At 62.5% G+C, this 25,770-nt stretch carries 23 protein-coding genes; 9 read left to right on the top strand and 14 right to left on the bottom strand.

Annotated features, from left to right (window positions below):
- The first annotated feature begins 17 nt into the window (after positions 1-17).
- The gene (locus WKV53_RS07615) at positions 18-692 is read left to right on the top strand and encodes a hypothetical protein (protein WP_341403863.1); all 675 of its coding nucleotides are present in this window, start codon (positions 18-20) and stop codon (positions 690-692) included.
- Positions 693-715: 23 nt separating this feature from the next.
- On the top strand, positions 716-1,291 hold the full coding sequence (locus WKV53_RS07610; RefSeq protein ID WP_341403861.1) for an alpha-ketoglutarate-dependent dioxygenase AlkB family protein: 576 nt from the start codon (positions 716-718) through the stop codon (positions 1,289-1,291).
- A gap of 6 nt (positions 1,292-1,297) precedes the next feature.
- On the opposite strand, the gene WKV53_RS07605 is transcribed toward WKV53_RS07610, so the two are convergent.
- Entirely contained in the window at positions 1,298-2,206 is a 909-nt protein-coding gene (locus tag WKV53_RS07605) for a DUF5077 domain-containing protein (RefSeq protein ID WP_341403859.1), read from the bottom strand.
- Between the two features lie 202 nt (positions 2,207-2,408).
- Between WKV53_RS07605 and WKV53_RS07600 the strand changes: the two genes are divergently transcribed.
- The 6 genes from WKV53_RS07600 to WKV53_RS07575 all read left to right on the top strand — a co-directional run bounded on the left by WKV53_RS07600 (position 2,409) and on the right by WKV53_RS07575 (position 10,397).
- Positions 2,409-3,068: a PDZ domain-containing protein gene (locus tag WKV53_RS07600; RefSeq protein WP_341403858.1), complete on the top strand. Its 660-nt coding sequence runs from the start codon at positions 2,409-2,411 to the stop codon at positions 3,066-3,068.
- A gap of 174 nt (positions 3,069-3,242) precedes the next feature.
- Positions 3,243-5,429 (top strand): molybdopterin oxidoreductase family protein, encoded by a 2,187-nt coding sequence (locus WKV53_RS07595; RefSeq protein WP_341403856.1) that lies wholly within the window; start codon positions 3,243-3,245, stop codon positions 5,427-5,429.
- Between the two features lie 36 nt (positions 5,430-5,465).
- On the top strand, positions 5,466-5,951 hold the full coding sequence (locus tag WKV53_RS07590) for an MOSC domain-containing protein (protein ID WP_341403855.1): 486 nt from the start codon (positions 5,466-5,468) through the stop codon (positions 5,949-5,951).
- Between the two features lie 99 nt (positions 5,952-6,050).
- A complete protein-coding gene (locus WKV53_RS07585; protein WP_341403853.1) occupies positions 6,051-7,382 on the top strand; it encodes a DUF1501 domain-containing protein in 1,332 nt (443 codons plus the stop codon).
- Entirely contained in the window at positions 7,379-9,787 is a 2,409-nt protein-coding gene (locus WKV53_RS07580; RefSeq protein WP_341403851.1) for a PPC domain-containing protein, read from the top strand. The genes WKV53_RS07585 and WKV53_RS07580 overlap by 4 nt, the downstream gene beginning before the upstream one ends.
- A 154-nt stretch (positions 9,788-9,941) precedes the next feature.
- The gene (locus WKV53_RS07575; protein ID WP_341403850.1) at positions 9,942-10,397 is read left to right on the top strand and encodes an RDD family protein; all 456 of its coding nucleotides are present in this window, start codon (positions 9,942-9,944) and stop codon (positions 10,395-10,397) included.
- Positions 10,398-10,409: 12 nt separating this feature from the next.
- Here WKV53_RS07575 and WKV53_RS07570 read toward each other — a convergent pair whose 3' ends face one another.
- From WKV53_RS07570 to WKV53_RS07560, 3 genes are read right to left on the bottom strand one after another with little or no spacing between them, the layout of a single operon-like run.
- Positions 10,410-11,162: a PDZ domain-containing protein gene (locus WKV53_RS07570; protein ID WP_341403849.1), complete on the bottom strand. Its 753-nt coding sequence runs from the start codon at positions 11,160-11,162 to the stop codon at positions 10,410-10,412.
- A 3-nt stretch (positions 11,163-11,165) separates the two neighbouring features.
- Positions 11,166-11,669, bottom strand: a complete 504-nt coding sequence (locus WKV53_RS07565; RefSeq protein WP_341403847.1) for a hypothetical protein — start codon at positions 11,667-11,669, stop codon at positions 11,166-11,168.
- Positions 11,656-12,186, bottom strand: a complete 531-nt coding sequence (locus tag WKV53_RS07560) for an RNA polymerase sigma factor (RefSeq protein WP_341403846.1) — start codon at positions 12,184-12,186, stop codon at positions 11,656-11,658. The genes WKV53_RS07565 and WKV53_RS07560 overlap by 14 nt, the downstream gene beginning before the upstream one ends.
- Positions 12,187-12,328: 142 nt before the next feature.
- Between WKV53_RS07560 and WKV53_RS07555 the strand changes: the two genes are divergently transcribed.
- On the top strand, positions 12,329-13,552 hold the full coding sequence (locus tag WKV53_RS07555) for a saccharopine dehydrogenase family protein (RefSeq protein WP_341403845.1): 1,224 nt from the start codon (positions 12,329-12,331) through the stop codon (positions 13,550-13,552).
- A gap of 54 nt (positions 13,553-13,606) precedes the next feature.
- On the opposite strand, the gene WKV53_RS07550 is transcribed toward WKV53_RS07555, so the two are convergent.
- From WKV53_RS07550 to WKV53_RS07505, 10 genes are all read right to left on the bottom strand, one after another.
- Positions 13,607-13,858 (bottom strand): hypothetical protein, encoded by a 252-nt coding sequence (locus tag WKV53_RS07550; RefSeq protein WP_341403843.1) that lies wholly within the window; start codon positions 13,856-13,858, stop codon positions 13,607-13,609.
- Positions 13,859-13,938: 80 nt separating this feature from the next.
- Complete coding sequence (locus WKV53_RS07545) at positions 13,939-14,496, bottom strand: Maf family protein (RefSeq protein WP_341403841.1); 558 nt, start codon at positions 14,494-14,496, stop codon at positions 13,939-13,941.
- A gap of 43 nt (positions 14,497-14,539) precedes the next feature.
- Complete coding sequence (locus tag WKV53_RS07540; RefSeq protein WP_341403839.1) at positions 14,540-14,878, bottom strand: hypothetical protein; 339 nt, start codon at positions 14,876-14,878, stop codon at positions 14,540-14,542.
- Positions 14,879-14,881: 3 nt separating this feature from the next.
- Positions 14,882-15,412, bottom strand: coding sequence for an RNA polymerase sigma factor (locus WKV53_RS07535; RefSeq protein WP_341403838.1), 531 nt, complete (start codon positions 15,410-15,412; stop codon positions 14,882-14,884).
- Between the two features lie 4 nt (positions 15,413-15,416).
- The gene (locus tag WKV53_RS07530) at positions 15,417-16,010 is read right to left on the bottom strand and encodes an OmpH/Skp family outer membrane protein (protein WP_341403836.1); all 594 of its coding nucleotides are present in this window, start codon (positions 16,008-16,010) and stop codon (positions 15,417-15,419) included.
- 68 nt (positions 16,011-16,078) lie between these two features.
- Complete coding sequence (locus tag WKV53_RS07525; protein WP_341403835.1) at positions 16,079-17,554, bottom strand: DUF1501 domain-containing protein; 1,476 nt, start codon at positions 17,552-17,554, stop codon at positions 16,079-16,081.
- A 6-nt stretch (positions 17,555-17,560) separates the two neighbouring features.
- Positions 17,561-20,437 (bottom strand): PSD1 and planctomycete cytochrome C domain-containing protein, encoded by a 2,877-nt coding sequence (locus tag WKV53_RS07520; RefSeq protein ID WP_341403833.1) that lies wholly within the window; start codon positions 20,435-20,437, stop codon positions 17,561-17,563.
- Positions 20,434-21,744 carry a discoidin domain-containing protein gene (locus WKV53_RS07515; RefSeq protein ID WP_341403831.1) on the bottom strand — a complete coding sequence of 437 codons (1,311 nt, stop codon included), beginning with the start codon at positions 21,742-21,744 and terminating at the stop codon, positions 20,434-20,436. The genes WKV53_RS07520 and WKV53_RS07515 overlap by 4 nt, the downstream gene beginning before the upstream one ends.
- Positions 21,741-22,265, bottom strand: a complete 525-nt coding sequence (locus tag WKV53_RS07510) for a sigma-70 family RNA polymerase sigma factor (RefSeq protein ID WP_341403829.1) — start codon at positions 22,263-22,265, stop codon at positions 21,741-21,743. Before WKV53_RS07510 ends, WKV53_RS07515 begins: the two co-directional genes overlap by 4 nt.
- Before the next feature lie 59 nt (positions 22,266-22,324).
- Entirely contained in the window at positions 22,325-25,690 is a 3,366-nt protein-coding gene (locus tag WKV53_RS07505; protein WP_341403827.1) for a transglutaminase family protein, read from the bottom strand.
- Positions 25,691-25,770 lie beyond the last annotated feature (80 nt).

Here is a 25,770-nt window from a genome sequence, read left to right as displayed (position 1 = left end):
TGCTGTCGAGGCATCATATGTCCCAAGAATCTTCGGGTGGCGGCGCGGGGTGGCTCATCGGCTTGGCTGTATTGGCGGCGGCCGTTTATTTCTGGCGCATCTCGCTGGCGCTGGTTGCCCTGGCCGTCCTTGTCGGCCTGCTGGGGTGGCTGGCGTATCGCTTTCTTTCCAAATCCGGCAAGGCGCAGACGGCCATGGAAGGCCACGACTACGCGGCTGCGTTACAACTGCTCCAGGACGGCGGCGATGGGGATCAATTGATCAGCGCATTGCGGTTCAAGGTCCCCTTCCCCGGCGAAACGATCAAGGCACGGATGCTGGCGGCGGTGAAGGAGCTGCTGGCTTTGCAAGACGCGGCCACCGATCCTGCCAATCCGCACTTGCCGGCTGAGTTGCGCGAGGAGATCGACCGTCGCACCCGCGAGTCGCTGTCGTCGCTCTGGCCGCTGTGCCAGAAGCTCGCACTGGTGACGCGCGCCAAGGTGAATCCGGAGGCGGTCCGCGAGCGGATCGAAGGGGTGACCCAGCAGCTCGAGGAACTCGCCGCCAATGCCGAAACCACGCGCCACCAGCTCGCCCAACTCACGCTGGGTGCGACGCCGTTGGAGATCCATGAAGCCACCGAGCAGGTCGGCGCGATGAAGTGGCAGGTCGGCGAGATGCAGCGGCTGGATGCGATGCTGGAGGGCTGATCTCGGCGATGGGAAGCGAAGCGATGAACCTGCTGCCCCGCGACGGCACGGCGATCTACCATGGGCGGATCTTTGACGAGGCCATGGCGCGGAACTCCTATGAGCGCCTGAGTTCCACGCTGCCGTGGCGTAATGATGAGGTGGTGATGTTCGGCAAGCGCGTGGTCACGGCGCGGGAAGTCGCATGGTTCGCCGACGCGGGCATTCCCTATCGCTATTCCGGCACGGTGAAGCAGGCGGCGGAGTGGACGCCGGAACTCGCGGAGATCAAGGCGAGGATCGAGAACATCACCGGCCTGTCTTTCAATTCGTGTCTCGCCAACCTCTATCATCATGGTGGCGAAGGGATGGGCTGGCATAGCGATGATGAGAAGTCCCTGGTCAAGCATGCCGCCATCGCCTCGATCAGCCTAGGCGCGGAGAGGGTGTTTTCATTCCGCCACAAACTCGATGGCGAGACTGTTTCACTGCTGTTGGAAAACGGCAGCCTGCTGGTGATGAAGGACGAGACGCAGGACTACTGGAAGCATGCCTTGCCGAAGGCGGCGAAGATCAAGGAGCCGCGGATCAACCTGACCTTCCGCACGATGATTGTCTGAGGCCATCTATGGAACCGGCACCAGCACCACTTGCCGGAGATCCATCACCGCTGCGCCGGGCTTGGAGAGGGCATGGACTTCGAGTTTTTGCGGGCCAGCCTTTTCGAAGTTCAGGGTGCCGACATTGCGCTCCTTGAAGTTCTGGAAATTGCCGGTGTCTTCGACCGTGAAGCGAGTGCGTTGATCTCCGGCGGAGATTTCCACTTCACTGCCGCCGCTGTCCTTGCCGCAGCCTTGCCAAACGTGGATCTCGAATTTGCCGGGGCGGGTCACCTCGAATGACCACGAGGCGCTGTCGGTGGGATCGACCCAGAAGCCGAGGGTGTTCTTTTTCTCGATGGGCTCGTATTGGAGCTTCTTGCCGTTCGTCTGTGCGGTGCTGGCGTGAAGGACGATCCGGCCGCCGGTGAGTTGGGCGGGCATCACGTATTTCTTCGAGACGAAATCGCCCTTGGTGAAGTCCTCGTGGCAGCTCGCGCAGCTGACGAGCTTGCCGCGCTCGACGATTTTCGACGTCTCGCCGTCGACGGTGAAAAACTCCCAGTCCCCGCACTCGGGAAAGTAGCCTTGCTCACGTTTCCACATGCCGGTGAAGAGCTGAGTCTTGTCATCGGCAGGATTGAGCTTCTCCTTCACGATCAGGCTGCCTTCGGGAAATTTGCCCCACGGATCGAAGAGGGGTAGAGCCGCCGGGGCATTGGCGAAGACGTGATATTTCGCGCCGGCGTGAGGGCCAGACTTCAGGAGGATCGAGTCGATGCTACAGCGCGCGGCCATCGCCTTCGACATGTCCACGGCATGGGGAGTGACGCGCTCCAGCTTCGTGCGCTCTTTGACGGATGCCAACAGTTCGCCATCGGTTGGAGCCGCGCCGAGTGGCAGGATCAACGAGATGAGGCAGAGAGTTGCGCGCATAGGTGAATCGTTGCAGGTCGATGCGTCGGGGAAAGCGGGAAATATTTCCTCCCGAAAGACAAAGGTCCCTGCCTGGCATCGCTTCCGGGATGGACCCATGAAAACGACACTCGCTTTTCTCGCCCTCCCAATTCTTTCCGCTGCCCCGCTTTCCGCGCAAGAGCCTCCGACCGCACCGCAGTCGGGACCGGGGCAGGATCTCATGGAACTCTTCGAGCGGATGCACCGTGATGGCGCCACCGAGGACGATCTCCGGAAGCTGCTGCAGGATCGCAGCGAGCAGTCCCTCATCGACCCCGAGGAAAAGGCCAAGGACCGGGATCTGTACCGATACGACCCGCCGCAGCCTGAACGGCCGCTGCCGCCGCAAGCTCCGACTTGGAAGATCGGCCTGATGGTGGAGCCCATCCCGGAGGTGGTTCGCGACCATTTCGCGCTGAACCGAGGCGAGGGCGTGCGGATCTCCGAGGTGGCGGATGGCAGCCCGGCGCACCGCCTCGGCCTGCAGGTGAACGACATCATTCTCTCCGCCGGAGACAAGAAAATCGGCAGCATCGATGACCTTAGACAGGCGGTGGAACAAGCAGGACGGGAGGACAAGCCGCTGAAGCTTGCCTGGATCCACCGCGGTGAGCGCAAAGACGCCAAGCTGCGCCCGGAAGGGCCGCCGCCGCAAGCCGACCGAGAGGAAGGCAGGCCGGGCCAAGAAGGCCGGCCGGCAGCCGAGGGCGAACGCAAGCGATCGGCCTTGGTGGGCAGCATGGAGCAGCTGGCCCGCCAGATGGAGCGGCAGCAACGCCAGATCGAGGAGCTGCGCCGGGAGGTTGAGAAACTGAAGCGGGAGTCCCGGGGAGACGAGTGATTCTCTCCCTAGGAGTTACGCGAGTTCAGGCACGACCGGTGGCGGGTCAGGGCCTCCCTGAATGAAGCTACTTCATGGGGCGAATGATTTCTCCGGACGGGATGGCGTGATTTGACCTCAAAAAAGCGCACGGGGCGTGCTCTTTCGGGGTTAGATTTCGCTTCTCCCGACCTGATGCTTTCAAAGCTCCTCAAGCAGCACACCGGCCCGCTGACCGCGGACTTGGTTCTCGAGCCCGGCCATTTCGGCCTCGGCAAGGTGCCCGCGCGGCTCAAACCGGCGTCCACCGTCACCTCGATCTGTGGCTACTGCGCTACCGGCTGCCAGCTGAAGCTCCACCTGGATGAAAACGGCCGGGCGATCAACCTGACCCCGCAGGCGGGCTATCCAGTGAACCTTGGCATGGCTTGCCCGAAGGGTTGGCAGGCGCTCGATCCGCTTGACTCGCCCGACCGCGCGACCACGCCGCTGCTGAGGAATGACGCCGGCGAAATGGTGCCGGTCGGCTGGGCGGAGGCGATGGAGGCCTTTGTTTCCCACTTCAAGGACATCAAGGAGAAGCACGGCCGCGAGTCGGTCGCCTTCCTTTCCACCGGCCAGATCCCGTTTGAGGAGATGGCCTTCCTCGGCAGCCTGTTCAAGTTCGGGATGGGCTTCATCCACGGCGACGCGAATACCCGCCAATGCATGGCGACGGCTGTGGCGGCCTACAAGCAGTCCTTCGGCTTCGATGCGCCGCCTTATAGCTATGCCGATTTCGAGGAAAGCGACGTGATCGTGCTGGTCGGCTCGAACCTCTGCATCGCCCACCCCATCCTGTGGCAGCGGGTGATGCGGAATAAGCGCAACCCGCAGATCATCGTCATCGATCCCCGCGCCACCGAGACCGCGCAGGCCGCGACCCAGCACGTGGTGCTGAAGCCGAAGGGTGACCTGGCGCTCTTCTACTCGCTCGCGCACTGCATCGTCCGCGATGGCCGGACCGATCCCGAGTCGATCGAGCGCACGGAGGGTTACGATGACTTTGTCGCGTTCCTCCGCGACTATTCCCCTGAATCAGTTAGCGAGAAAACCGGGCAATCGGTCGAGGCGATCGAAGCGCTCGCCCGCACCGTGTCCGAGCCCGGCAAGCGCGTCTCGTGGTGGTGGACCATGGGGATCAATCAATCCTACGAGGGGGTTCGCGCGGCGCAGGCGATGATCAACCTGGCCCTGATCACGGGCAATATCGGCAAGCCTGGCACCGGCGCGAACTCGATCACTGGCCAGTGCAATGCGATGGGTTCGCGGCTGTTCTCGAATACGACCTCGATGGTCGGCGGGCACGATTTCGCCTACGAGAGCCATCGCGAGAAGGTTGCCGCCGGACTCGGGATTCCGCTGGAAAATATCCCGGCCGATTCCTCACTCGCCTATGACCAGATCCTGGCCGCCGCCGAAGAGGGCAAGATCAAGGGCCTGTGGATCGTGGCCACCAATCCCTTCCACTCGTGGATCGACAGCGGCCGGCTGGCGGCGTTGCGGGAGAAGCTGGAGTTCATCGTGGTGCAGGACATGTTCCACACCACCGAGAGTGCGCGGGCCGCAGACCTCGTGCTGCCCTCGGCCGGTTGGGGTGAGAAAGACGGCTGCTTCATCAATTCCGAGCGGCGCATTGGCACGCTCAAGAAGGTGCGTGAGGCCCCGGGTATCGCACTTTCCGACTTCCGCATCTTCCGGCTGATCGCCCATGCCTGGGGCTGTGATGAGTTGTTCAGCCGCTGGACTGATCCCGAGTCCGCCTTCCGCCTGTTGCGTGATCTAACAAAAGATCGCCCCTGCGACATCACCGGGGTGGAAGGCTACGAAATGATCGATCGCCTCGGTGGGGTCCAGTGGCCCTACCCCGCCTCCAATCCACCGGCGAATCGTGAGCGCCGGCTTTTTGAGGACGGAAACTACTACACTCCTAGTGGCAAGGCGAAGCTGCTCTTCTCGCCCCCAGCGGATCTGCCGGAGCCAACCGACTCCGCTTATCCCTTCACCCTTCTCACCGGCCGCGGCACCAGCAGCCAGTGGCACACCCAGAGCCGCACGGGAAAGTCGGACATCCTGCAGAAGCTCTATCCGCAGGAGGCCTACATTGAAATCCATCCGACCGATGCCTCCCGCCTCCGCCTCAAGGAGCACGACACCGTGACTATCCGTTCACGGCGTGGCGAGATGCATGCCTCCGTCTACATCGCGCCGACCGTGCAGCCCGGCCAGCTCTTCCTGCCAATGCACTATCCGGAGGTGAATCGACTCACCCATCCGTCCTTCGACCCGCATTCCCGCCAGCCGAACTACAAGTTCTGCGCTGTGGCACTGGCGAAGGCGTGAGTTGCATGGCTTTCATCCGGAAACTACCTTTCTCCCGTGACCCGCGTCGTCATCCACGGTCTCTACACCTCGCCCGGCCACAATTACTTCGGCCACCACGGCCAGGCTCCGAGCGAGCATGGGATTGTGGAACACGAAGAGGTCGAGCTGGTGGCCGGCCGCGGGATTCCCGGCGACCGGTTTTTCGACTGGAAGGACAATTACAAGGGGCAGGTCACGCTGATCGACCGCTCGGTCATCGATGACATCCGCCAGCATGCGGAGAACCCGGACCTGCCGCCGTCGGCTTTCCGGCGAAATGTGGTGGTGTCCGGGATCGACCTGAACCGCCTGGTGGGCCGCGTTTTCCGACTCGGCGATGCCTTGCTGGAGGGTACCCAGAAGTGTGCCCCGTGCTATTGGATGGATGATGCCTGCGGGAGGGCCGGAACCGAGAAACTGATGCATGACCGCGGCGGGCTGCGTTGCAAGATCCTCGAAAGCGGGCGGATTCACGTGGGTGAGGCGGAATTTGCGGGCTAGCAGGACGGGAACCGGCGTTTTTCCGGTTTTCGCTGCTCAATGGTGAAAAAGAATTCCCCTGCACCGGCGTAACCAGTGCTCGGTAACTCCTTTTCACCTATGAAACCGACCTGCCCCGGCAATCCGCTCGACCGCTATGCGTCCCGTCGAGAATTCCTCCACGTGGGCTTGGTCGGGGGGCTCGGGCTCACCCTTCCCCAGTTCCTGCGCCAGCAGGCCCGGGGGGACCAGAAGTTCTACGAGACCCGCGAGGGGGTGGCGAAGGGCATCATCCACATTTTCCTACCGGGGGGTATGGCTCATCAGGAGTCGTTCGACCCCAAGCCCTATGCCCCGGCCGAGTATCGCGGACCCTTCGGCGCGATCGACACCAAGATCCCCGGTGTGCAGTTCGGCGAGAACCTCAAGGAACTCGCCACGCTCGCGGACAAGATGACAGTCATCCGCTCGATGTCCCACGGTGAGGCGGCTCACGAGCGCGGCACGCATAACATGTTCACCGGCTACCGCCCGTCCCCGGCGCTGGAGTATCCGTCCTACGGCTCGGTGATTTCCCATGAGCTGGGGCCGATGAACAATCTGCCGCCCTACGTCTGCGTGCCGACCGTGCCGAATGAATTCGCGGGCAGCGGCTACCTTTCCTCGGCCTTCGGCCCCTTCGCACTCGGCTCGGATCCGGCGCAGGGGAACTTCCAGGTCCGCGACCTGAACCTGCCCGGTGGCTGCGATGAATTCCGCTTCAACCGCCGCCGCTCGCTGCTGGAGACGGTGGATGCCCACTTCCGCGGCTTGGAGAAGTCTGACGCGATCGATGCGATGGATGCCTTCTATCAGCACGCCTACAAGCTGATCTCGTCCGAGAAGGCCCGCGAGGCCTTCAACCTGAAAGCCGAGCCGGATGCCCTGAAAGAGGAATACGGTCGCAATGACGCGGGCCAACGGATGTTGCTCGCCCGTCGCTTGATCGAAGCTGGCACGCGCTTCGTGTCCCTCACCGTCGGCGGCTGGGACCACCACGACAACATCAAGGGTAACATCGAGGGCCAGCTCCCCAAGGTGGACAAGGCGATCGCCGCGCTGATCCGCGACCTAGAGCGCCGTGGCATGCTGGACTCCACGCTGGTGATGGTGACCACCGAATTCGGCCGCACGCCGAAGATCAACCCGACCGGCGGCCGCGATCATTGGCCGAATGTCTTCTCGGTGATGATGGCTGGCGGCGGCTTCAAGCAAGGCTACGTCCATGGTTCGTCCGATGCCCTTGGTGGCGGTGTGGATACCGATGGGATCACCGTGGCGGACCTTTCCACCACGATCTACAACCAGATCGGCATCAACGCGGACAAGGAGCTGATGGCTCCCGGCGGCCGGCCGATCGAGATCGTGGCCGATGGCAACGTGCTGGATGCCCTGCTTGCGAAGAAGGCATGATTGCGCGGCTCACGCTTTCGCTGCTTTTGGGCGGGACCGCCTTCGCCGGTTTCACGCCGGTGCTGAATCTCATCGAGCCGCGCGGTGGCCAGCGGGGCACGGAGGTGGAGATGCAATTCTACGGTGAACGTCTCGATGGCCTGCAGGAGTTGCTCGCCTACGACCCGGGCGTCGAGGTGCGTTCGATCGCCGTCGAGAACGACAAGCACGCCTCTGCCAAGGTCTTCATCAAGCCGGATGCGCCGCTCGGTGAGCACGGCCTGCGCGTCCGCACGACAGGCGGTGTCAGCTACCTGAGATCGTTTTTTGTCGGACAGTTTCCGGTCGTGAATGAAGTCGATCCGAACGACAAGCCGGAGCAGGCACAGCGGATCGAGCTGAATACCACGGTCCAGGGCGTGGCCAAGCAGGAGGACGTGGACTACTATGTTTGCAGTTTGAAGAAGGGCCAGCGCTTCACCGCAGAGGTCGAAGCGATGCGCCTGGGTCGTACGATGTTCGATGCCTATGTGGCTATCGTCGATCCCAAAGGCTTCGAGATCGCCTCGTGCGATGATGCCCCGCTGCTGCGCACGGACGCCTTCGTCTCTACAATCATCCCCGAGGATGGTGACTATCGCGTGCTGGTGCGCGAGGCTGCCTATGAAGGCAATGACAACTGTGAGTATCGGGTGAGCATCGGCACCTTCCCGCGGCCGACCGGTGTCTTTCCCACGGGGGCAAAACCCGGCGAAACGGTGGAATTCAAGTTCATCGGCGATCCGGCCGGCGAGTTCACGGAACGCGTCACCATCCCTGCCGATGCCGGTGGCCGCTTCCCTCTCTTTCCATCGCGTGACGGGTTGTCTGCTCCTTCTCCCGTCTGGATCAAGGTTTCCTCCCTCAACCACGTCGCCGAAATCGAGCCCAACGAGGGCGCGAAGCAAGCAACGAAGCTTCCCGATCTCCCCTGCGCCGCCCATGGCGTGATCGGCGAGACCGGCGACGTGGACTTCTTTTCCTTCTCTGCAAAGAAAGGCGAGAACCTGACACTGAAGGTGCTCGCCCGTGAACTCCGTTCACCGCTGGATCCAGTGCTCTCAATCCGCGATGCGGACAAGGGCAAGAATCTCGCGAACAACGACGACCAGGGCGGACCCGACTCCATCCTCCAATGGGCTGCGCCGGAAGATGGCGAATATGTGGCCGTGGTCCGCGATCAGCTCAAACAGGGCGGCGCTGACTTCACCTACCGGCTCGAAATCACGCGCCGCGATCCGGTGGTTGCCGCTGCCTTGCCCGTGGTCGAGCGTGACAACTCCCAGAAGTGGAAGGTGATCAATGTGCCGCGCGGCAATCGCTATGCGGCCGTGATCAATGTCACCCGCGAGAACATCGGCTGTGACCTCGCGTTTTCTGCGGAAAGCCTGCCTGCGGGAGTTTCGCTGAAATCGCCCGTCTTCCATCGCTCGGTCAATGCCACGCCGGTGGTCTTCGAAGCCACTGCCGAAGCGCCGGTGGCGGGCAGCCTGCATCGGTTCAAGGTGAAGTCCACCGGTGATGCACCGCCGCTGGAAGGGGCCCTGATCGATACGGTCCATCATGTGGAAGTGAACAACCAGGGCGCCTATCATTCCGCCGAGAGCGATCGCATTGCCGTCGCGGTGATCGAAGAAGCCCCGTTTCATCTGGAGCTTGAGGCTCCTGCAGTGCCGATCGTGAAGAACGGCTCGATGAACCTGAAGGTCCGCGCCCAGCGCAACGGGGACTACAAGGAGCCGATCAACCTGCGCTTCCTCTGGAACCCGCCGGGGATCGGCACCCCTGCCACCGTCACGATGCCCGGCGATCAGAGCGAGGCACTCTACGAAGTGAATGCCAATGGCGATGCCGCACCGGGCGAGTGGCAGGTCTGCGTGCTGGGCGAAGCGAATACTCCCAAGGGTCCGGTGCTGGTATCCACCTCGCTCGTTACCCTGAAAATCGCGGAACCTTATCTGGGCATGGCCATCGACATGGCCGCCACCGAGCAAGGCAAGCCAACGACCGTGGTGTGCAAGGTCGACTACCCCGGCAACTTCACCGGCAATGCCACCGCCGAATTGTTAGGCCTGCCACACGGGGCGAAGACCCAGCCGGTCAGCTTCCCGAAGGGGCAGGCGGAGGTGAATTTCCCCGTGGAGATCGCCGCTGATGCAGCAGTGGGCAAACATACGGCTCTCTTCTGTCGCGTCACGGTGCCCGAGAACGGTGCCACCATTCTTCATCAGGTCGGCCAGGGCGGGACGCTCCGCATCGACAAGCCTGCTGAGAACGCGCCACCACCGCCGCCTGTCGCCAAGGCAGAGGAAAAGCCTGCGGCAGCTGCTGCTCCGGCGGAGAAGCCGTTGTCGCGGCTTGAGCAATTGCGGCAGCTGAAGAAGTAGGCGGAGTCCCCCATCATCAATCGAAGGTCTCGTTTGGATGATCCCGCATTTGGCGCCAGCGGTCCTGCCTCTTCAGGCAATTTGATTGTTGATCCTTTCTCCCCGATGATGTCTTGCCCGTGCCGGAGAGATGTCTAACATGCGGGCGAGTTTCATGCGTTATCTCACGTATCGCCCCGCCAACAACGTCAAGCGGACCATCGCCTACCTGATCGACACGGTGCCCATCCAGATGGGGCTATATCTGGTATCGCACGCCTACTTCGGGGTTAGCCCGATCATCGACCGGACCTCGCCACCAGCAGTCCAAGAGGCGGCCCTGCAGGCAAGATTGCTGATCGGCCTGGGAACTGTCGGCATCTGGATCATTTATTGCACCCTCGCCGAGCTGTCGCCGATGCAGGGAACCTACGGCAAGGTTGCGATGGGAATCCGCGTGAGGCCAGTGCAGGGCACCAAGCTTACCATCGGACAAGTGCTGGGGCGGAATGCGGCGAAAATACTCTCGTTCGCGCCCTGCTGCCTCGGCTTCTACTTCGCCTTCTTCACGAATGGCAATCGCGCCTGGCACGACTCCCTCTCAGGCACCGCGGTGAGCGACCACAGGTAGGCCAAAGGTGCCTTACTTCTGCTCCGCTGGAGGCGGGAGAACGCGGTCACGGGGCTGCTCGTGGTTGCCGCCCTTGAGGGCATGTGCCAAAGCCCGCTCCAAGGCTCCCACACGGGACTTCCACGCATCCGGGACAAGTGAAACTCCCTGGGCATCCTTGGTCGGACCTTCGAAAAGCACGTTTCCGTTCTTGTCCGCGATTTTCACCTCGGACTGGCCGTTCACCAGGCTGAGCACGGCCTTGCCGTCGGCTGTGTCGATCGTGGCGCTGCGCTCGGCGGGATTGAGCACCTTCATCGGCGTGTCCGGCAGAATGACGGGCTTGATCGGTAGTTGGGCAAGCGCCTGATTTTCCTGCGGATGGCCCAAGACCACGGGAATCGTCAGCGATTCGCCGGATCGATAGAGGCCGAGCTTCACTTCGTCGCCATCCTTGTGCAGACGGAGCAGGGTGTAGAGTTGAGCTTTGTTTGCGATCAATTGGTCGCCGAGCTTCCAAAAGATGTCGTAGGTCTTCACGCCGGACTTCTCCGCCGGGCTGCCCGCGGCCACGTCCGTGACCACGAAGCCAATCCCCTGGGGAAGCGCGGGGACATGGGCGCGCACGGCATCGTCCAGAGGATCCACCGTCAGGCCGAGCCAAGGCATGCCGCATACCCCGTGCAGGACTTGCGGCGGAGTCGTGGCCGGCTTTTCGACTCCTGCTTCTTGCGCGAAGGCGAAGCTGCCGAGAGCGATTCCGAGGATGGAGATAGCGAATTTCACGAATTAGAATGAGGTGACAGGCATCAGCCGGACTTCCTCCCGCGGACGGGAGACGAGCACTTCGTAACCGGTTTCGACATCGCGGACGCGTTCCTGATCGACGACCCGGACGCGCCAGGCACGATGCGGGACGCCGTCGGTTTCCGACATCCAGTCTTCCGGCACGGCGTCTTCCACCACTTCGGAAGAGCCGATCAAAACCACGTCGCTCTTGGCCGCCGAAGCTTCCTTCACGGGAGCATTTACGACCACGGCGCGAGATCCCACACCCGGGTCTCCCTGCGGCAGGCTGAGCGCCAAGGCCACTGCAGCAGCGGTTGCGCCGATCCCACCGAAGCCGAACCAAGCCAGGCGGCTGGACTTCTTCGCGGGCGGCAATTCCACCGCCACCGTTTCTCCGGCGGCGAGGCTGTCGATCAGGTCGTTCATCGACCGCTGGCCTCTCTCGCTGATCGCGGAGGGCATCAGACGGGCGAGCGCCTTTTCGATATCTTCAGGCGATTCCATGGCGTTCTTCCTTCAGTCGGCGCATGTCTTGCGCGAGTTGTTCGAGCGCGTAGCGGTAGCGTGACGCGGCAGTGTTTTGGGAAATGGCGAGGGCTTCGGAAATTTCGGCAAAGGTGAGTCCACCCCAGATTTTCATGGTGACCACCTCGCGCAGCTTCGGGCTGAGCTTCTGGACGGCATCCCGCAGGCGGACGGCGTCCTCGTCGTCCTCCACGGACGGGTCGAGCCAGACATCGGTGAAGTCGTTCAGGTAGATGATCGATTCCTCCCGTTTCCGCCGACGGGATTCCGAGCGGTGGTGGTTCAGTCCGCAGAAGCGGATGGTGGAAAAGGCCAGCGGCAGGTCCGGAACCCCACTGCCCTTGTCCTGCTGGTAATTCCACAAGCGGACGATGGCTTCTTGGACCAAATCCTCGGCATCCTCCCGGCTCGGGGCCCAGCCGCGTGCAAAAAGGAGCAGCCGGGGGCCATTTTCGGCCAACCAAGCTTTCCATTCCGCGGAGGGACACGACTTCATTCGCTGGTAAAATGCCCTCCGGCGGGCCGTTTGTCTCTAAAATCTTGCTGCCCGGCGGCCGGATCTGCGGGGAACGATTCCTGCACGCGGAATTCCTTGCGTGGCGGGCCGCTTTCCCCCACCCCTTCTCCCCACCATTTCCATGAACAAGGTCCTTCTCATCGGAGCCGGCGGAGTCGGCAGCGTCGTCGCCCACAAGTGCGCCATGGTCCCCGAGATTTTCGGCGAAATCACCCTCGCGTCCCGGACCAAATCGAAGTGCGACGCCATTGCTGAGTCCGTGAAGGCCCGCACGGGCCGCGACATCGCCACCGCCCAGGTGGACGCCGACGATCCAGCCCAGACCGCCGCCCTGATCCGTGAAACCGGTGCCACGCTGGTCGTGAATGTCGCCCTGCCCTACCAGGACCTGACCATCATGGATGCCTGCCTGGATGCCGGCGTGGATTATCTGGACACTGCGAATTATGAGCCGAAGGACGTCGCGAAGTTCGAATATTCCTGGCAGTGGGCCTATCAGGAGAAGTTCGAGAAAGCCGGCCTGTCCGCCCTGCTCGGCTCCGGCTTCGACCCGGGCGTGACGAACGTTTTCACCGCCTGGGCGCTGAAGCACCATTTCGACGAGATCCACACGCTGGACATCATCGACGTGAACGGTGGCAACCACGGCCACGCCTTCGCCACCAATTTCAATCCGGAGATCAATATCCGCGAGGTGACCGCCGAGTGCAGGCACTGGGAAGATGGTGCTTTTGTAGAAACCGCGCCGATGTCGAAGCACCAGCCCTTCACCTGTCCGGAGGGAGTCGGCACCTATGAGATCTACCGGATGTATCACGAGGAGCTGGAATCGTTGGTGAAGCACATCCCGACGATCCAGCGTGCCCAGTTCTGGATGAGCTTTTCGCCGAACTACCTGAAGCACCTTGAAGTGCTCCAGAACGTCGGCATGACTCGCATCGATCCGGTCGTCTATCAGGGCGTGGAGATCATTCCGCTGCAGTTCCTCAAGGCCGTGCTGCCGAACCCCGGCGATCTTGGCGTTACCACCAAGGGCAGGACCTGTATCGGCAACGTCATCACCGGCGTGAAGGATGGCAAACCGAAGGCGATCTACGTCTACAACATCTGCGACCACGAGGAGTGCTTCCGCGAAGTCGGCAGCCAGGCGATCAGCTACACCACCGGCGTGCCCGCCATGATCGGCGCGAAGCAGATGCTGGAAGGCAAGTGGAAGAAGCCGGGCGTCTGGAACATGGAGCAGTATGATCCGGACAGCTTCATGGCGGATCTGAATGTGCACGGCCTGCCGTGGCAGTTCATCGAGCTGACGCCAGAGCAGGCGGCTGGGTTCGTGGTGGCTTAAGGGGTGTCGACGTGCCGTCGACGCGGGGTGGACGAATGTCCACCCCGATGAACCTCACCTCTGGGGCTGTGACTCCCGCGGCAGGAACAAATAGATCAAACTGCCGAGCAGTCCCAGGAGGACGATAAGCACGATGCCAATGATGCGGTTGGTATCGGACAGCATCTTGTTGCGGATGCAGTGAATGAGGGACCATAGCCACACCCCGATGGCAGCCAACCCAACCAAGACAAACAGGAGGATAACGACGATTTCAGCTCCGCCAGGCGAGCTGGTCTGATAAGAGGCGGCTAACAATGTCAACATATCCAATGTTCTGCCGGCCCAGTCCTTCAGAGGCGAGCGAAATATTCTGGGAGAAGCGGGTTGTCGGGGATTGTCGGGATTCAATTTTCCGCCCCTAGCATCTCAACGAGCCTCGCCACCGGAAGCCCCATGACATTGTCGAAGGCTCCTTCGATGCCTTCGACAATCATCTCACCGCTGTCTTGGATGCCGTAGGCTCCTGCCTTGTCCAGCGGGTTGGTCTTTTCGAAGTAGGCCTCGATCGTGGCGTCATCCAGTTCCCGGAAACGGACCGCGGTCAGTTCATGGAAGCGCTGCACTCTTCCACCGGGGAAGACCACGCAAACACCGGTGCACACGGTGTGAGGCCGACCGCTGAGTTTCCGTAGCATGGCCCGCGCCTCGTCGAGATCCTTTGGCTTGCCCAGCGGTTCGCCCTCGATCCACACCAGCGTGTCGGCTCCGATCACTGCGGCGTCTGGATGATCGACCGCCACGGCCAGCGCCTTGAGCTCGGCGTTTTTCTCGCACAGTTCGTCGAGTGGAATGGCGGCGTCATGGATCTCTTCCGCGGGCGAGGTCACGACTTCGAAATGCATGCCGGTCGCAGACAGAAGTTCTCTCCGCCGCGGGGAAGCTGATGCCAGGATGACGTTCACGCGCCGGGTCTAGCCGTGGCGATGAGCTTTGCAATCCTCCTTCTTACCAGAGCTCTTCTGGAAACGTGACGACGGGCTCCAAGCTGAAGGCGAGTTCCAGTTTCCCGAGGTCCTTTCCCGAATATTCGACCAGTGAGGGCATGCCGTCCTTCCACTCGACCACGGTCAGCGACTCCCCTGCGGTGTGGGCTGCCTGTGGAGCCTCCGTCATCACGGGCGGAGCCGGTGCCGGACCACGAGTTAGTGCAAACCAGCCGGCTCCGAGCATCATTAGCAGAGGCATTACCGCCATCCTGCGCGCCGCCCGATGGCGACGCACCCGCCGGACCTCCCCCAGCGTGCGCTCCAGCACCTCATGCTCCTTTGAATCGATGGCATTCATCTTCTAGCAGACATCAGGGTTTTCCAGCAGTCCTCTTAGACGCTTCCGCAGACGGGCGAGCTTTGACTCCACAGCCTTGACGGTGGTCGCTTGCTCGCGGGCCAGGTCTTCCTGCGACCAGCCTTCCACGTAGTGCCTCACCAGCATCGACCGGTCGGTTTCCTCCAGTTGAGCCAGTGCCGCCTCAAGATCACTTCCCTCTCCATCGACAGCCGGTCGCCGCAGCTCCTGCCACTGCTGATAGCGCTCGCCCAGCCAGCTCCGCCGCCGATCGCGACGACTTGAATCGATGACCTCGCACCGCGTCAGACAGGACAGCCATGCATCGAAATCCTCATGGGCCAGGAAGACCTTCGCATGCCGGAGCACCCGCAGGTAAACGCGCTGCACCACTTCTGCCGACTCACATTCCGGGATACCGCGAGCCACCACCTGAGCCTTCAACCGTGGATAGAAGCGGGCATGGAAGTCCCGCCACGCGGCATCCTCGCAGCGCACCAATCCACGCGTCAGCTTGGGGAGGTCGTCTTCCATTCAATCACTTCGACGCCGGTTCGGCCTCTTCCTTAGCGGCACCCGCGTTGAGTTTCGTCAAAACCATCTCCGTCAAATCGCCGCTTTCCCTGGACGAGAGCACGAAGGGCACCTGAGAGGCGCTGACCCCGGAGGAATCGAACACGTAGTCATAGTCCTCCGCCCTGGAGATCTCATCGAGTTGCTTGCGGATCTCGGCCAACAGCCCCTTCATCACTTGGACCATTCGCTCGTTGACCTGGGTGCGCTGTCTTTCGATGAAGTCCCGGCGTTCTCGCTCCAGGGCAAGGCCCTCTTGTTTGCGGTCGGTCGCTTGCCGCTGAAGCTCGACCTTCTTGGATTCCGCGACGGTGGGATCGTCCAGTTGTTTGACGAGCTTCTCCAACTGCGCCCCGATGTCCCGGATCCCGGAAAGGCGCTCGCCGTCCTGCTTCTGGATCCGGGCGATCTCAACGTTGTAGTCCTTCTGGGCTGCTTCGGTGCGGTGATAGCTCTTGAAGATCTGCTGCATGTCCACGGTGGCGATCTTCAATGGCCTCTCTTCCGCGAAGGCAGGAGCGACGAGAACCAGAAGCGCGAGGAGGGCGGATTTGATCATTTCACCCGGTCAACGCACGCCGGGCCGATCACCCCTCGCGGGAGAAGAAATTTTTCTTCACCCGCCAACTAAGCGAGAATCCCCTTCACCACCTTCGCAGGCTTCACCCCAGTTAGCTTCTGGTCCAGTCCTTGGAACGGGAACGCCAGTCGCTGGTGCTCGAAGCCGAAGAGGTGCAGCAGCGTCGCGTGGAAATCGCGGAGGTGCACGGGATCGGAGGCAACGTGGTAGCCCATCTCATCGGTCTCGCCGAAGCTGAAGCCTGGCTTCACTCCCGCACCGGCCATCCAGATGGTGAAGGCGTTCGGATTGTGATCGCGGCCGGTGAAGCGATTGCCATCACCGCCACCGCGGTTTTCCTGCATCGGCGTGCGGCCGAATTCGCCGCCCCACACGACTAGGGTGTCTTCTAGCATGCCGCGCTGTTCCAGATCGGTGAGCAGTGCGGCGATTGGCTTGTCGATGTCGTTGCACTTCTTCACGAAGCCGTCGTTGAGGGCCTCGGAAGCATTCGAGCCGTGGGAGTCCCAGCCCCAATCGAAGAGCTGGATGAAGCGCACGCCTGACTCGGCGAGACGACGGGCGAGCAGGCAATTGTTAGCGAAGGAATCCTTGCCCGGCGAGGTGCCATACATCTCGTGGATGTGGGCGGGCTCGTCCTCGATGCTCATTACCTCCGGGACGGATACCTGCATGCGATAGGCCATCTCGTATTGGGCGATGCGGGTGATGGTCTCGGGATCGCCGAAATCCTCGTGAGCCTTGGTGTTGAGCTTCGCCAGCGTGTCGAGTGCGGCGCGCCGGACATCGCGGCTCACGCCTGCTGGATTGGTGGTATTGAGAATCGGATCGCCGGCAGAGCGGCACTGCACGCCCTGATAGACGGATGGCAGGAAGCCGCTACCCCAGAGCGAGGCTCCGGCGCGCGGGAAGCGACCGCCGGAGATCAACACCATGAAGCCGGGCAAGTTCTGGTTGTCCGTGCCGAGGCCCCAGGTGAGCCATGAGCCCATGGCGGGATAGCCGAGGTTTTGATTGCCGGTGTGCAGGAGCAACTGGGCCGGGCCGTGATTGAACTGGTCCGTCTGCATCGTGCGGATGAAGCATAGCTTGTCGACGTGCTTCGACAGCTCTGGCAGGCGATCGGAGACCCATGCGCCGCACTGGCCGTGTTGCTTGAACTCGAACTGCGGGCCGAGCATCTTCGGCACGCCTTGGATGAAGGCGAAGCGCTGGCCTTCCAGGTATTCCTTCGGGCACTCCTTGCCATTGTATTTCGCGAGCACCGGCTTGTATTCGAACAGCTCGAGCTGGCTCGGAGCGCCGTCCATGTGGAGGTAGATGATCCGCTTCGCCTTCGGCGCGAACGATGGCAGCAATGGTGCAAGCGGTGCCGAGGGATCGTGGCTGATCTTCAGTTTCCCCGCGGCACCTGCGAGACCTTGGGCTGCGAGCCACAGGCCTCCGATACCGCCCGGACAATCGCGAAGGAACCGGCGGCGCGTGATGTGCCGGAGCTTTTCAGTCTGGAGGTCGGGAAACATGGCGGTTCAGCGAATCAAGGCTTCATCGAGATTGAGCAATACCGAGGCAACCACGGTGTAGGCTGCGCCATCGGGTGTGCCGGCCATCCCTTCCATGAGCTTGGGATTTGCGGCGTAGTCTTTTTCGAGCTTCTGGAAGAGCGTCCGGAGTTCGGCGAGCCGGTCCGGGGTGATGGCCCGTGAGGTGGCGGTGCGGTAGCCGAGCGACAGCCGTGTATCCACGTCGCCATCGGCTTTGTATTTCATTTGTCGCGCCAGGCCCTTCGCGCATTCCTCGAAAGCCGGGTCATTCAGCACCGCCAGCGCTTGCAGGGGCGTGTTGGAAAGGATGCGCCGCTTCGAGCACATCTCGCGGGTTGGCGCATCAAAGGTGGCCAACGTAGGATACGGAATACTACGCTTCCAGTAGACATACACGGATCGGCTGTAGCGGCCGGGATCTCCTTCGGCGGGCGTCATCCATTTGTCGCCGGAGTCGAAGGGCTTCCATACTCCGGCCGGCAGCGGTGGATTGGTCGGCGGGCCGCCGTCGCGATTGGCGATCAAGCCTGCCACGGCCAGCGCGTTGTCCCGGGCCATCTCGCCGGTCAGGCGCTGGCGAGGGCCGCGTGCGAGGAGGCGGTTGCCTGCGTCCTTTTCCGCCATTTCCGGGGAAATCGTCGCATCCTGCCGATACGCAGCCGTGCTCACCAATTCACGCAGCAGCGTCTTGATGCTCCACTTCATGTCGGTCTCGAAACGCACGGCCAAGGTATCCAGCAGTTCGGGATGGGTTGGCTTCTCGCCCGCCGAGCCAAAATCCTCGGGCGTGGGAACGATGCCGGTGCCGAACAGCTCCAGCCAGAAGCGGTTCACGGCCACGCGCGCTGTCAGGGGATTGCGCGGTGAGGCAATCCATTGCGCCATGGCAAGACGGTCCGGGGTCTTGCCCTCGGGCATCGGCGGAAAGATCGCGGGCGTGCCGGGCTTGTCGATGACTTGGCCCTTGTCGATCCAGTTCCCGCGGATGAATTCGCGAGTCTGCCGCGCCAGGTCGGTCGGCAGATCGCGCATCACCGGCGTGGTCGTGGATGGGATGGCTGCGAGCGTCTTCCGGGCATCTGACAGTTCCTTCTTCATCGCCTCGACCTCGGCGTCGGGCTTGGTCCACTCGGGGTCATCGGTCAGTGCGATGCGTCCTCGCTTCGCGATCAGCGGATAGGCCCCTCCCGCCGAATCGGTGGCATGGTTGAGGATTACCCGCAGCGTGGCTCCAGCCGGGATCTCCAGCGGTTCCTTCAAAGTGACGATCGCGTGCCGGGGCTGGAAGATCTTGGTGTATTGTCCCCAGCCACGGTTCGACCCCTTGATTGAGAGATTCGGATCAAACTCCGGATGAGCCTCGTCCGCGATGACCTCAGCCAAGGGAACCGTCGTTGCCTTGCCATCGGCGCCGACGAGTTGCAGCTCGAACTTCCGGATCATCGCTCCCCACTCCGGGGTGTGGATCGCCTTGGCCTCATCGACCGGACGGATCTCCACACGGAATGCAGTGAGTTTCCGAAGCTCCACGGGCTTCGGAATGTCGAGGGTATGCACGGCGCCGGCGGCGACGTTGCCAATGGTGCGGAACTCTTCCACGCCATCGTGCTTCACCATCTCCAGCTTTGCCCTCTGGCTGCTGCCTGTCATACCGGTCGGATTCACCCACGCCGAATGAGAAGCGACGGAGTTTCGTCGCTCGTGGATCTGCTCTTCCAATCGGCCGATCTTGTCCTGCAAGCTGCCGGCCTCCGCGTAGCGGGCGTTATCGAGCGGCACGCGCAGCACCGGATGATTCTCCGGCACGTCATTGTCCACGGCCTGATTGAAGTAGGCCATGAAGCGATAATACTCGTCGTGGCGGATTGGGTCGTAGGGATGGCTGTGGCATTGCACGCAGCCCATGGTGACGCCTTGCCAGACTTCCCAGGTCGTGGCGACCCGGTCCATGGTGGCGACCACGCGGAACTCTTCGTCATCCGTGCCGCCTTCGTTGTTTGCCTGGGTGAGCCGGTGAAAGGTGGTGGCGATCCGCTGGTCGAGGGTTGCGTTCGGAAGCAGATCGCCTGCGAGTTGCTCGATGGTGAATTGATCGTAAGGCTCGTCGCGATTGAAGGCCCCGATCAGCCAGTCGCGGTATTTCCAGACATCGCGCCTGCTATCGAGGCCGAGGCCCTCCGAGTCCGCGTAGCGGGCCAGATCCATCCACACGCTGGCCCAGCGTTCGCCAAAGCGCGGCGAGGCTAACAGGCGCGTCACCTGCTTGTTGTAGGCGTCGGGCGAATTGTCGGCGAGATAGGCATCCAGTTCCGCGATCGATGGCGGTAGTCCTGTTAGATCCAGCGAGACCCGCCGCAGCAAAGCTGCCTTGTCCGCCTCCTTCGACGGCTTCAGTCCTTCTCTCTCCATCCTCGCGAGCAGGAAGCGGTCGATGTCGTTGCGGGGCCACGCCGTGTCTTTCACCGCCGGTGCCGTGTGCTTCTCCGGTGCGACGAATGACCAATGCTCGCCCCACTTCGCGCCTTCCTTGATCCACTGGCGCAGCGTAGCGATCTCACCGTCTGCCAGTCGCGGACCATGCTCGGGCTTCGGCATGACCTCATCGGGATCGGTTGAAAGCACGCGCACCATCGCCTCCGAGGCTGCGGGATCACCCGGGACGATGATCTGCTTGCCGGACTTCCCCTTTCCGAGTGCCTTGTCGCGATAAATGAACGAGACCTCGCCTGCTTCCTTCACTCCGCCGTGGCAGGCGGTGCAGTGGGAGTTCAGGACCGGTCTCACTTGGCTGGCGAAATCGACCTCCGCCTGAACGGGCAACGCGAACGCCAGAAGCGTTCCAAGATGGGCTTTGGCAATCATTCAGCGAAAATCCGGATTTCATTCAGCCCGCCACCTTGGCACGGATGATCGATGGGGCGCTTGGGGTGGCGATAGTGGCTCGTCACCACCAGCTTCACATAGCGGGACTCGACGGGCGCGAAGCTGAAGTCGATGAAGGGAAACTCGCTCCCTTTGCCATCGGTGATGCGCGGCAGTTTTCCATCGGTCAGCGGGAAGAAGGTCTTATTGTCGAGTGACCCGAGCAGGACGAAGCTCTCCGTGCCACGGTCATCGTTGCCGCGATTGTTCGTATTCTGCAGGGAGACCCGGCCGATCGTCTCCGACTGCAACAAGTCCACGGTGAACTCACCGCTCTCACCATCCGGAGCGAGCCAGAAGGACCAATCACCGGGCACACCGCTGTCATTCAAGCGGCCATCGGTGAGATTGTCCGGCGGGAAGACCGATCCATGCGGACGGGTGCAGTAACCCGGGCTGAAGACCGGCTTGCCGAGCGCGAGATTGCCTTCGGTCGAAGCGGATCCGGGCAAGCCTTCGAGGTGGTTCACCAGCATCACCGGCGACTCGTCCAGCGCGGCGAGCAGCTTCGGCTTCCCTTCCTCGCGCACCAGCGCCCGGCTTTCGCCGATGGTCAGGCGGGTGTTCGTCGCCTCGATGTTCACCTCGCCCTTGAAAACTTCGGTGAGTACCACCGGCGTGCTGCCGTCGCTGCCCACTGCCAGGCCGAACTCGGTGCCAAGATCGACAAAGCGTCCGCCAGGGGTGTCGATGCGGAAGCCCTCCGCACCATGCGGTGTGTGGACGGATGCCCGTCCATGGAGCACTGAAAGCGCTTCCTTTTCATCGAGGCGGAAACGGCAAGGTGCTTCGAGAGTGACATTTGCGCCGCTGGGAAATCCGAGTCGCACGAATCCGCGCGTGAACTCCAGTGGCACGGCCACCGGCAGGCGACCTGACGAGGGGGCCGCCGAGCCTTCCGCCCAAGCGACGCTCTGGGTTTCCAAGACATTCGCCACCGGTCCACGCGACTGAAGGAGCATGATCGAGATCCCTGCCGCCAGCATCGCCACGGCTGCTACCGCAGCGATCGCCAACCGGCGCTTCGGGAAGGCGGTCACCTTCGACCCGGCGGCGGCAGGTGCTTCAAAAAACGATGGCGACGCAGCCTTCCGCGCCAATGCCGAGTGAATCGCTGCGACCCGGCGATAGCGGCCTCGCGATTGCGGGGCGGAGGCCAGCAAGGCATTCAACTCGGCACGCTCGTCCTCACCGAGGCTTTCCTCGAAAAGCGCATTCAACAGCAGATCAAGCCGGTCTTCCTTCATGGCGTGGCGAGTTTGCGTTCGATGCAGGTTTCCAGCGCCTTGCGGATCCGCATTAGGGTGAGCGAAAGGGCAGTCGGCGTCTGCTTCCGCTCGGCCGCGAGGTCTTGCACGGAGGCACCCGGCGTGTAGCGGGCGAGGATCAGCCCCCGGTTGCTTTCAGAAAGTTCGCCGAGGCATTTCTCCAATGCCGCATCGAGCTCCGCCTCCCTGCCGTCGGATTCGCGATGCTCTGCCGCCAGGATCTCCACCAGCGAATCATCGAAGACATGGCGGTCGCGGCCGGAATCTCGGCGTGCGGCCTTCACCTGATACCACGCGATGGTCAGCGCCCAGGGGAGGAAAGGCTGGACGGGATCGTACTCCGCCGCCTTTCGCCACAGGACCAGGTTGGTCTCCTGCACCACATCATCGGCCAGCATCCGGTCGGGAAGCAGGGAGAGCACGTAGCGGTGGATCTCCGGCTGGTGCCGGGCGATCAGGCCCACGATTCTTTCCTCGGCGCTATGCGGTTCGGCGGACATCTCCGCAGGAAATTACCCGAATGCGGGGAAATCTTTCGCGGAAATTTCGCAGGCCTTTTTCAGCCTCCCATTCGCAGGTCGAGCGTGACGGGGAATTCCATCCCCGGATCTTCCGGCGGGACCTCGACGTAGCTGACCACCGGCCCGCCTGCGCGATCCTCCACGCGGTGAAAGCCGTAGCCGCCCGTCGAGGCCGGCTCGATGGTTCCGGGCGTGTGGCCATGCTGCCAGAAGCGGCTCACGCGGCGCGACTCGGCCTCGTAGGCATTCACCGGGAAAGTTTCGTAGCTGCGGCCGCCCGGGTGCAGCACGTGATACACGCAGCCGCCGAGCGATCGCTTGTTCCAGGTGTCCACCACATCGAAGGTCAGAGGCGTGTGCACGCCGATGGTCGGGTGCATGGCCGACCATGGGTCCCATGCCTTGTAGCGGACGCCGGCGACGTATTCCCCTTTCCTCCCGGTCGCGATCAGCGGAATCCGGCGGCCGTTGCAGACCAGCACATGCCGGCCTTCCACGGCGCCGCGCACCTTCACCTGAATGCGCTCCACCGACGAGTCGACATAGCGCGCCGTGCCTTGAGCCGAGCTCTCCTCACCGAGGACATGCCATGGCTCCAACGCTGCGCGGATCTCGATCTCCACTCCACTGTGAACCACTCGGCCATAGACGGGAAAGCGGAACTCATGGAATGGCTCCAGCCACGCGGCTTGGAACGGAATGCCCGCATTCTTCAGCCCCAGCGCCACGTCCTTCATGTCCTCGCGGATGAAGTGTGGCAGCATGAAACGGTCGTGAAGTTCGGTGCCCCAGCGGACCATCTTCTTATGATACGGCTCGTTCCAGAACCACGCGACCAGCGACCGCACCAGAAGCATCTGCACCAAGCTCATGCGTGGATGCGGAGGCATCTCGAAGGCGCGCAGCTCCAGGATACCCAACCTCCCGCTCGCAGAGCCCGGGGCGTAGAGCTTGTCGATGCAGAACTCGGCGCGGTGCGTATTGCCTGTTAGATCGGTCAGCATGTTCCGCAGGATGCGGTCCACCAGCCACGGGGGATCGCCATTTTCGGGAAGCTGGTCGAAGGCGATGTCCAACTCGAACAAGCGGTCGTCGCGTCCTTCATCGACACGCGGTGCTTGGCTGGTCGGGCCAAGGAAAAGTCCGGAGAAGAGATACGACAGCGCCGGATGGTGCTGCCAGAAGGTGATCAAGCTGCGCAGCACGCCGGGCTTGCGGAGGAAGGGGCTGCGGTCTGGAGTCGCGCCGCCGAGGGTGACGTGGTTGCCGCCACCGGTGCCGGTGTGGCGACCGTCTAGCATGAACTTCTCCGTGCCGAGACGCGATACCCGCGCTGCTTCGTAGAGCGTCGTGGTGTTCTCCACCAGATCCCGCCAGTTCGTTACGGGATGAACGTTCACCTCGATCACGCCGGGGTCGGGAGTCACCTTGATCCGCTCGACGCGTTGGTCCCACGGCATCTCGTAGCCCTCGATGATCACCGGCAGCTTCAGCCGCGTCGCCGCATTCTCCACCGCCTCTAACAAGGACAGGTAGTGCTCGAGATGAGTGACCGGCGGGAAGAAGACGTGAAGCTTGCCGTTCCTAGGCTCCACGCAGATGGCGGTCGTGGAGGTGAGTTCACCGCCATCGGCCGCCGCAGGAGGAGCGGGCTTGAAGCCAACGCCGGTCTGCAACGTCCGTCCCGCCGGCAGGATTGCCCCGTGGGCGGGGAGAACGCCTGTCTTCTCGAGTGGCGAAGCCTCCAGTGCCGCCGCTTGTCGCGCCCGGACTTCCTCGCTTGCCATCGGCAGCGAATCGAGTGGCAGCCGGAAACCCATCGGCGAACCGCCTGGAATCAGCGACATCCGCCCGCGGCGGAAGGTCCACAGATTGCTCTTCCACGCATTCGCCTCGGGATCCCACTCCACCGGCAAAACAAAGCCGGTCGGCTTCGAAAGTCCGCGGTCTAACAGATTCGCCAGATAGCGCCGCTCCAGCGGGTCGTCCAGATCCGCCGAATAGGGATCCACGTTCGGGGGCAGCGTGCTTTCTTTCCACGCGTAGTAGAAGACGTCTTCAAAGCCCGCGATGACGTGCGCCTGCTGGCAGCCGAGCTCATCGGTCACCATCGCTGAAAAGCGCCGTGCATCCTCGATCCCGTGGCCGAGGTCCGAGTTCGGATCGGCCAGAAGTTTCTCATCCTTCCAGAGCGGCTGCTCGTCCTTCCGCCAGATCACGGTGTAGGCCCAGCGCGGCAATGGCTCGCCCGGATACCACTTGCCCTCGCCATAGTGAAGCAGTCCCCCGGTGCCGAAGGCATCCTTCAGCCGATTCAAGAGGCTTAGCGCCAGCTTCCGCTTTGCCGGGCTGTCCGCGGTGAAATTCCACTCCGCGCCCTCCATGTCATCGATCGACACGAAGGTCGGCTCGCCGCCCATCGTCAGCGCCACGTCGCCCGCTTCTAACAACTCGTCCACCTTCCCGCCCAGCGCGTCAACTGCAGCCCACTCCGTATCCGAGTAGGGCTTCGTCACCCGTGGGTCCTCATGCACGCGGGTCACCTCATTCGCCCACAGGAACTCGCTTTCGCAAGGATCAACCCCGCCGACCACCGGCGCCGCACTTGCCGGCTCCGGTGTGCAGGCAAGCGGGATATGCCCCTCCCCTGCGAAAAGCCCTGAGGTCGCATCCAGCCCCACCCAGCCCGCGCCCGGGATATAGACCTCCGCCCACGCATGCAGGTCGGTCACGTCCTCCGCCACCCCGGCCGGGCCTTCCAGCGGTTTCTCGTCCGGCTTGAGCTGAACCGAATATCCGGAAACAAATCGCGCCGCCAGCCCCAGATGCCGCAGCGCCTGCACCAGCAGATAGGCGAAATCCCGGCAGGACCCTGTCCCGGCCTCGAAGGTCTCCTCGCAATTTTGCACGCCCGCCTCCAAGCGGATCCCATAACCCAGCGACTGGTTCACGCGGGTGTTCACGTCCACCAGGAAATCGATCGTCCGGCGCTTCTCCCGCGAGATGCCGCCCAGCCACTCCATCATCCGCGGTCCGCGCTCGCGGATCTTCAGGTAGGGCGAGAGCTCGTGCTTCAGCGCGGGCGGGTAGTCGAAGGGCCAATTTTCGGCATACTCCTCCAGGAAGAAATCGAAGGGGTTGATGACCGTCAGGTCAGCCACCAGATCGACCTCGATCCGGAAATTCCGGGTTTTCTCCGGGAATACGACCCGCGCCGCCCAGTTGCCAAAGGGGTCCTGCTGCCAATTGACGAAGTGATTCGCCGGCTGGATGTTCAGCGAGTAGGCCAGCACCGGCGTCCGCGAGTGGACGCAGGGCCGCAACCGGATCACGTGAGGCGACAGATTGACCTCGCGGTCGTAGCGGTATTCAGTGACGTGATGAAGTCCAACGCGGATGGCCATGAGGTAGGACCCATGAAGCGCCCGCCGTGCCAAGCCTTGCAAGGATGAACGGGAGGCAGGGTTGGCACCCGAAACCTCGT

This window comes from Luteolibacter sp. Y139 (assembly GCF_038066715.1).
In the GTDB taxonomy this organism is placed as follows: Bacteria; Verrucomicrobiota; Verrucomicrobiia; order Verrucomicrobiales; family Akkermansiaceae; genus Haloferula; species Haloferula soli.
This window is presented reverse-complemented; position numbering and strand designations above follow the sequence as displayed.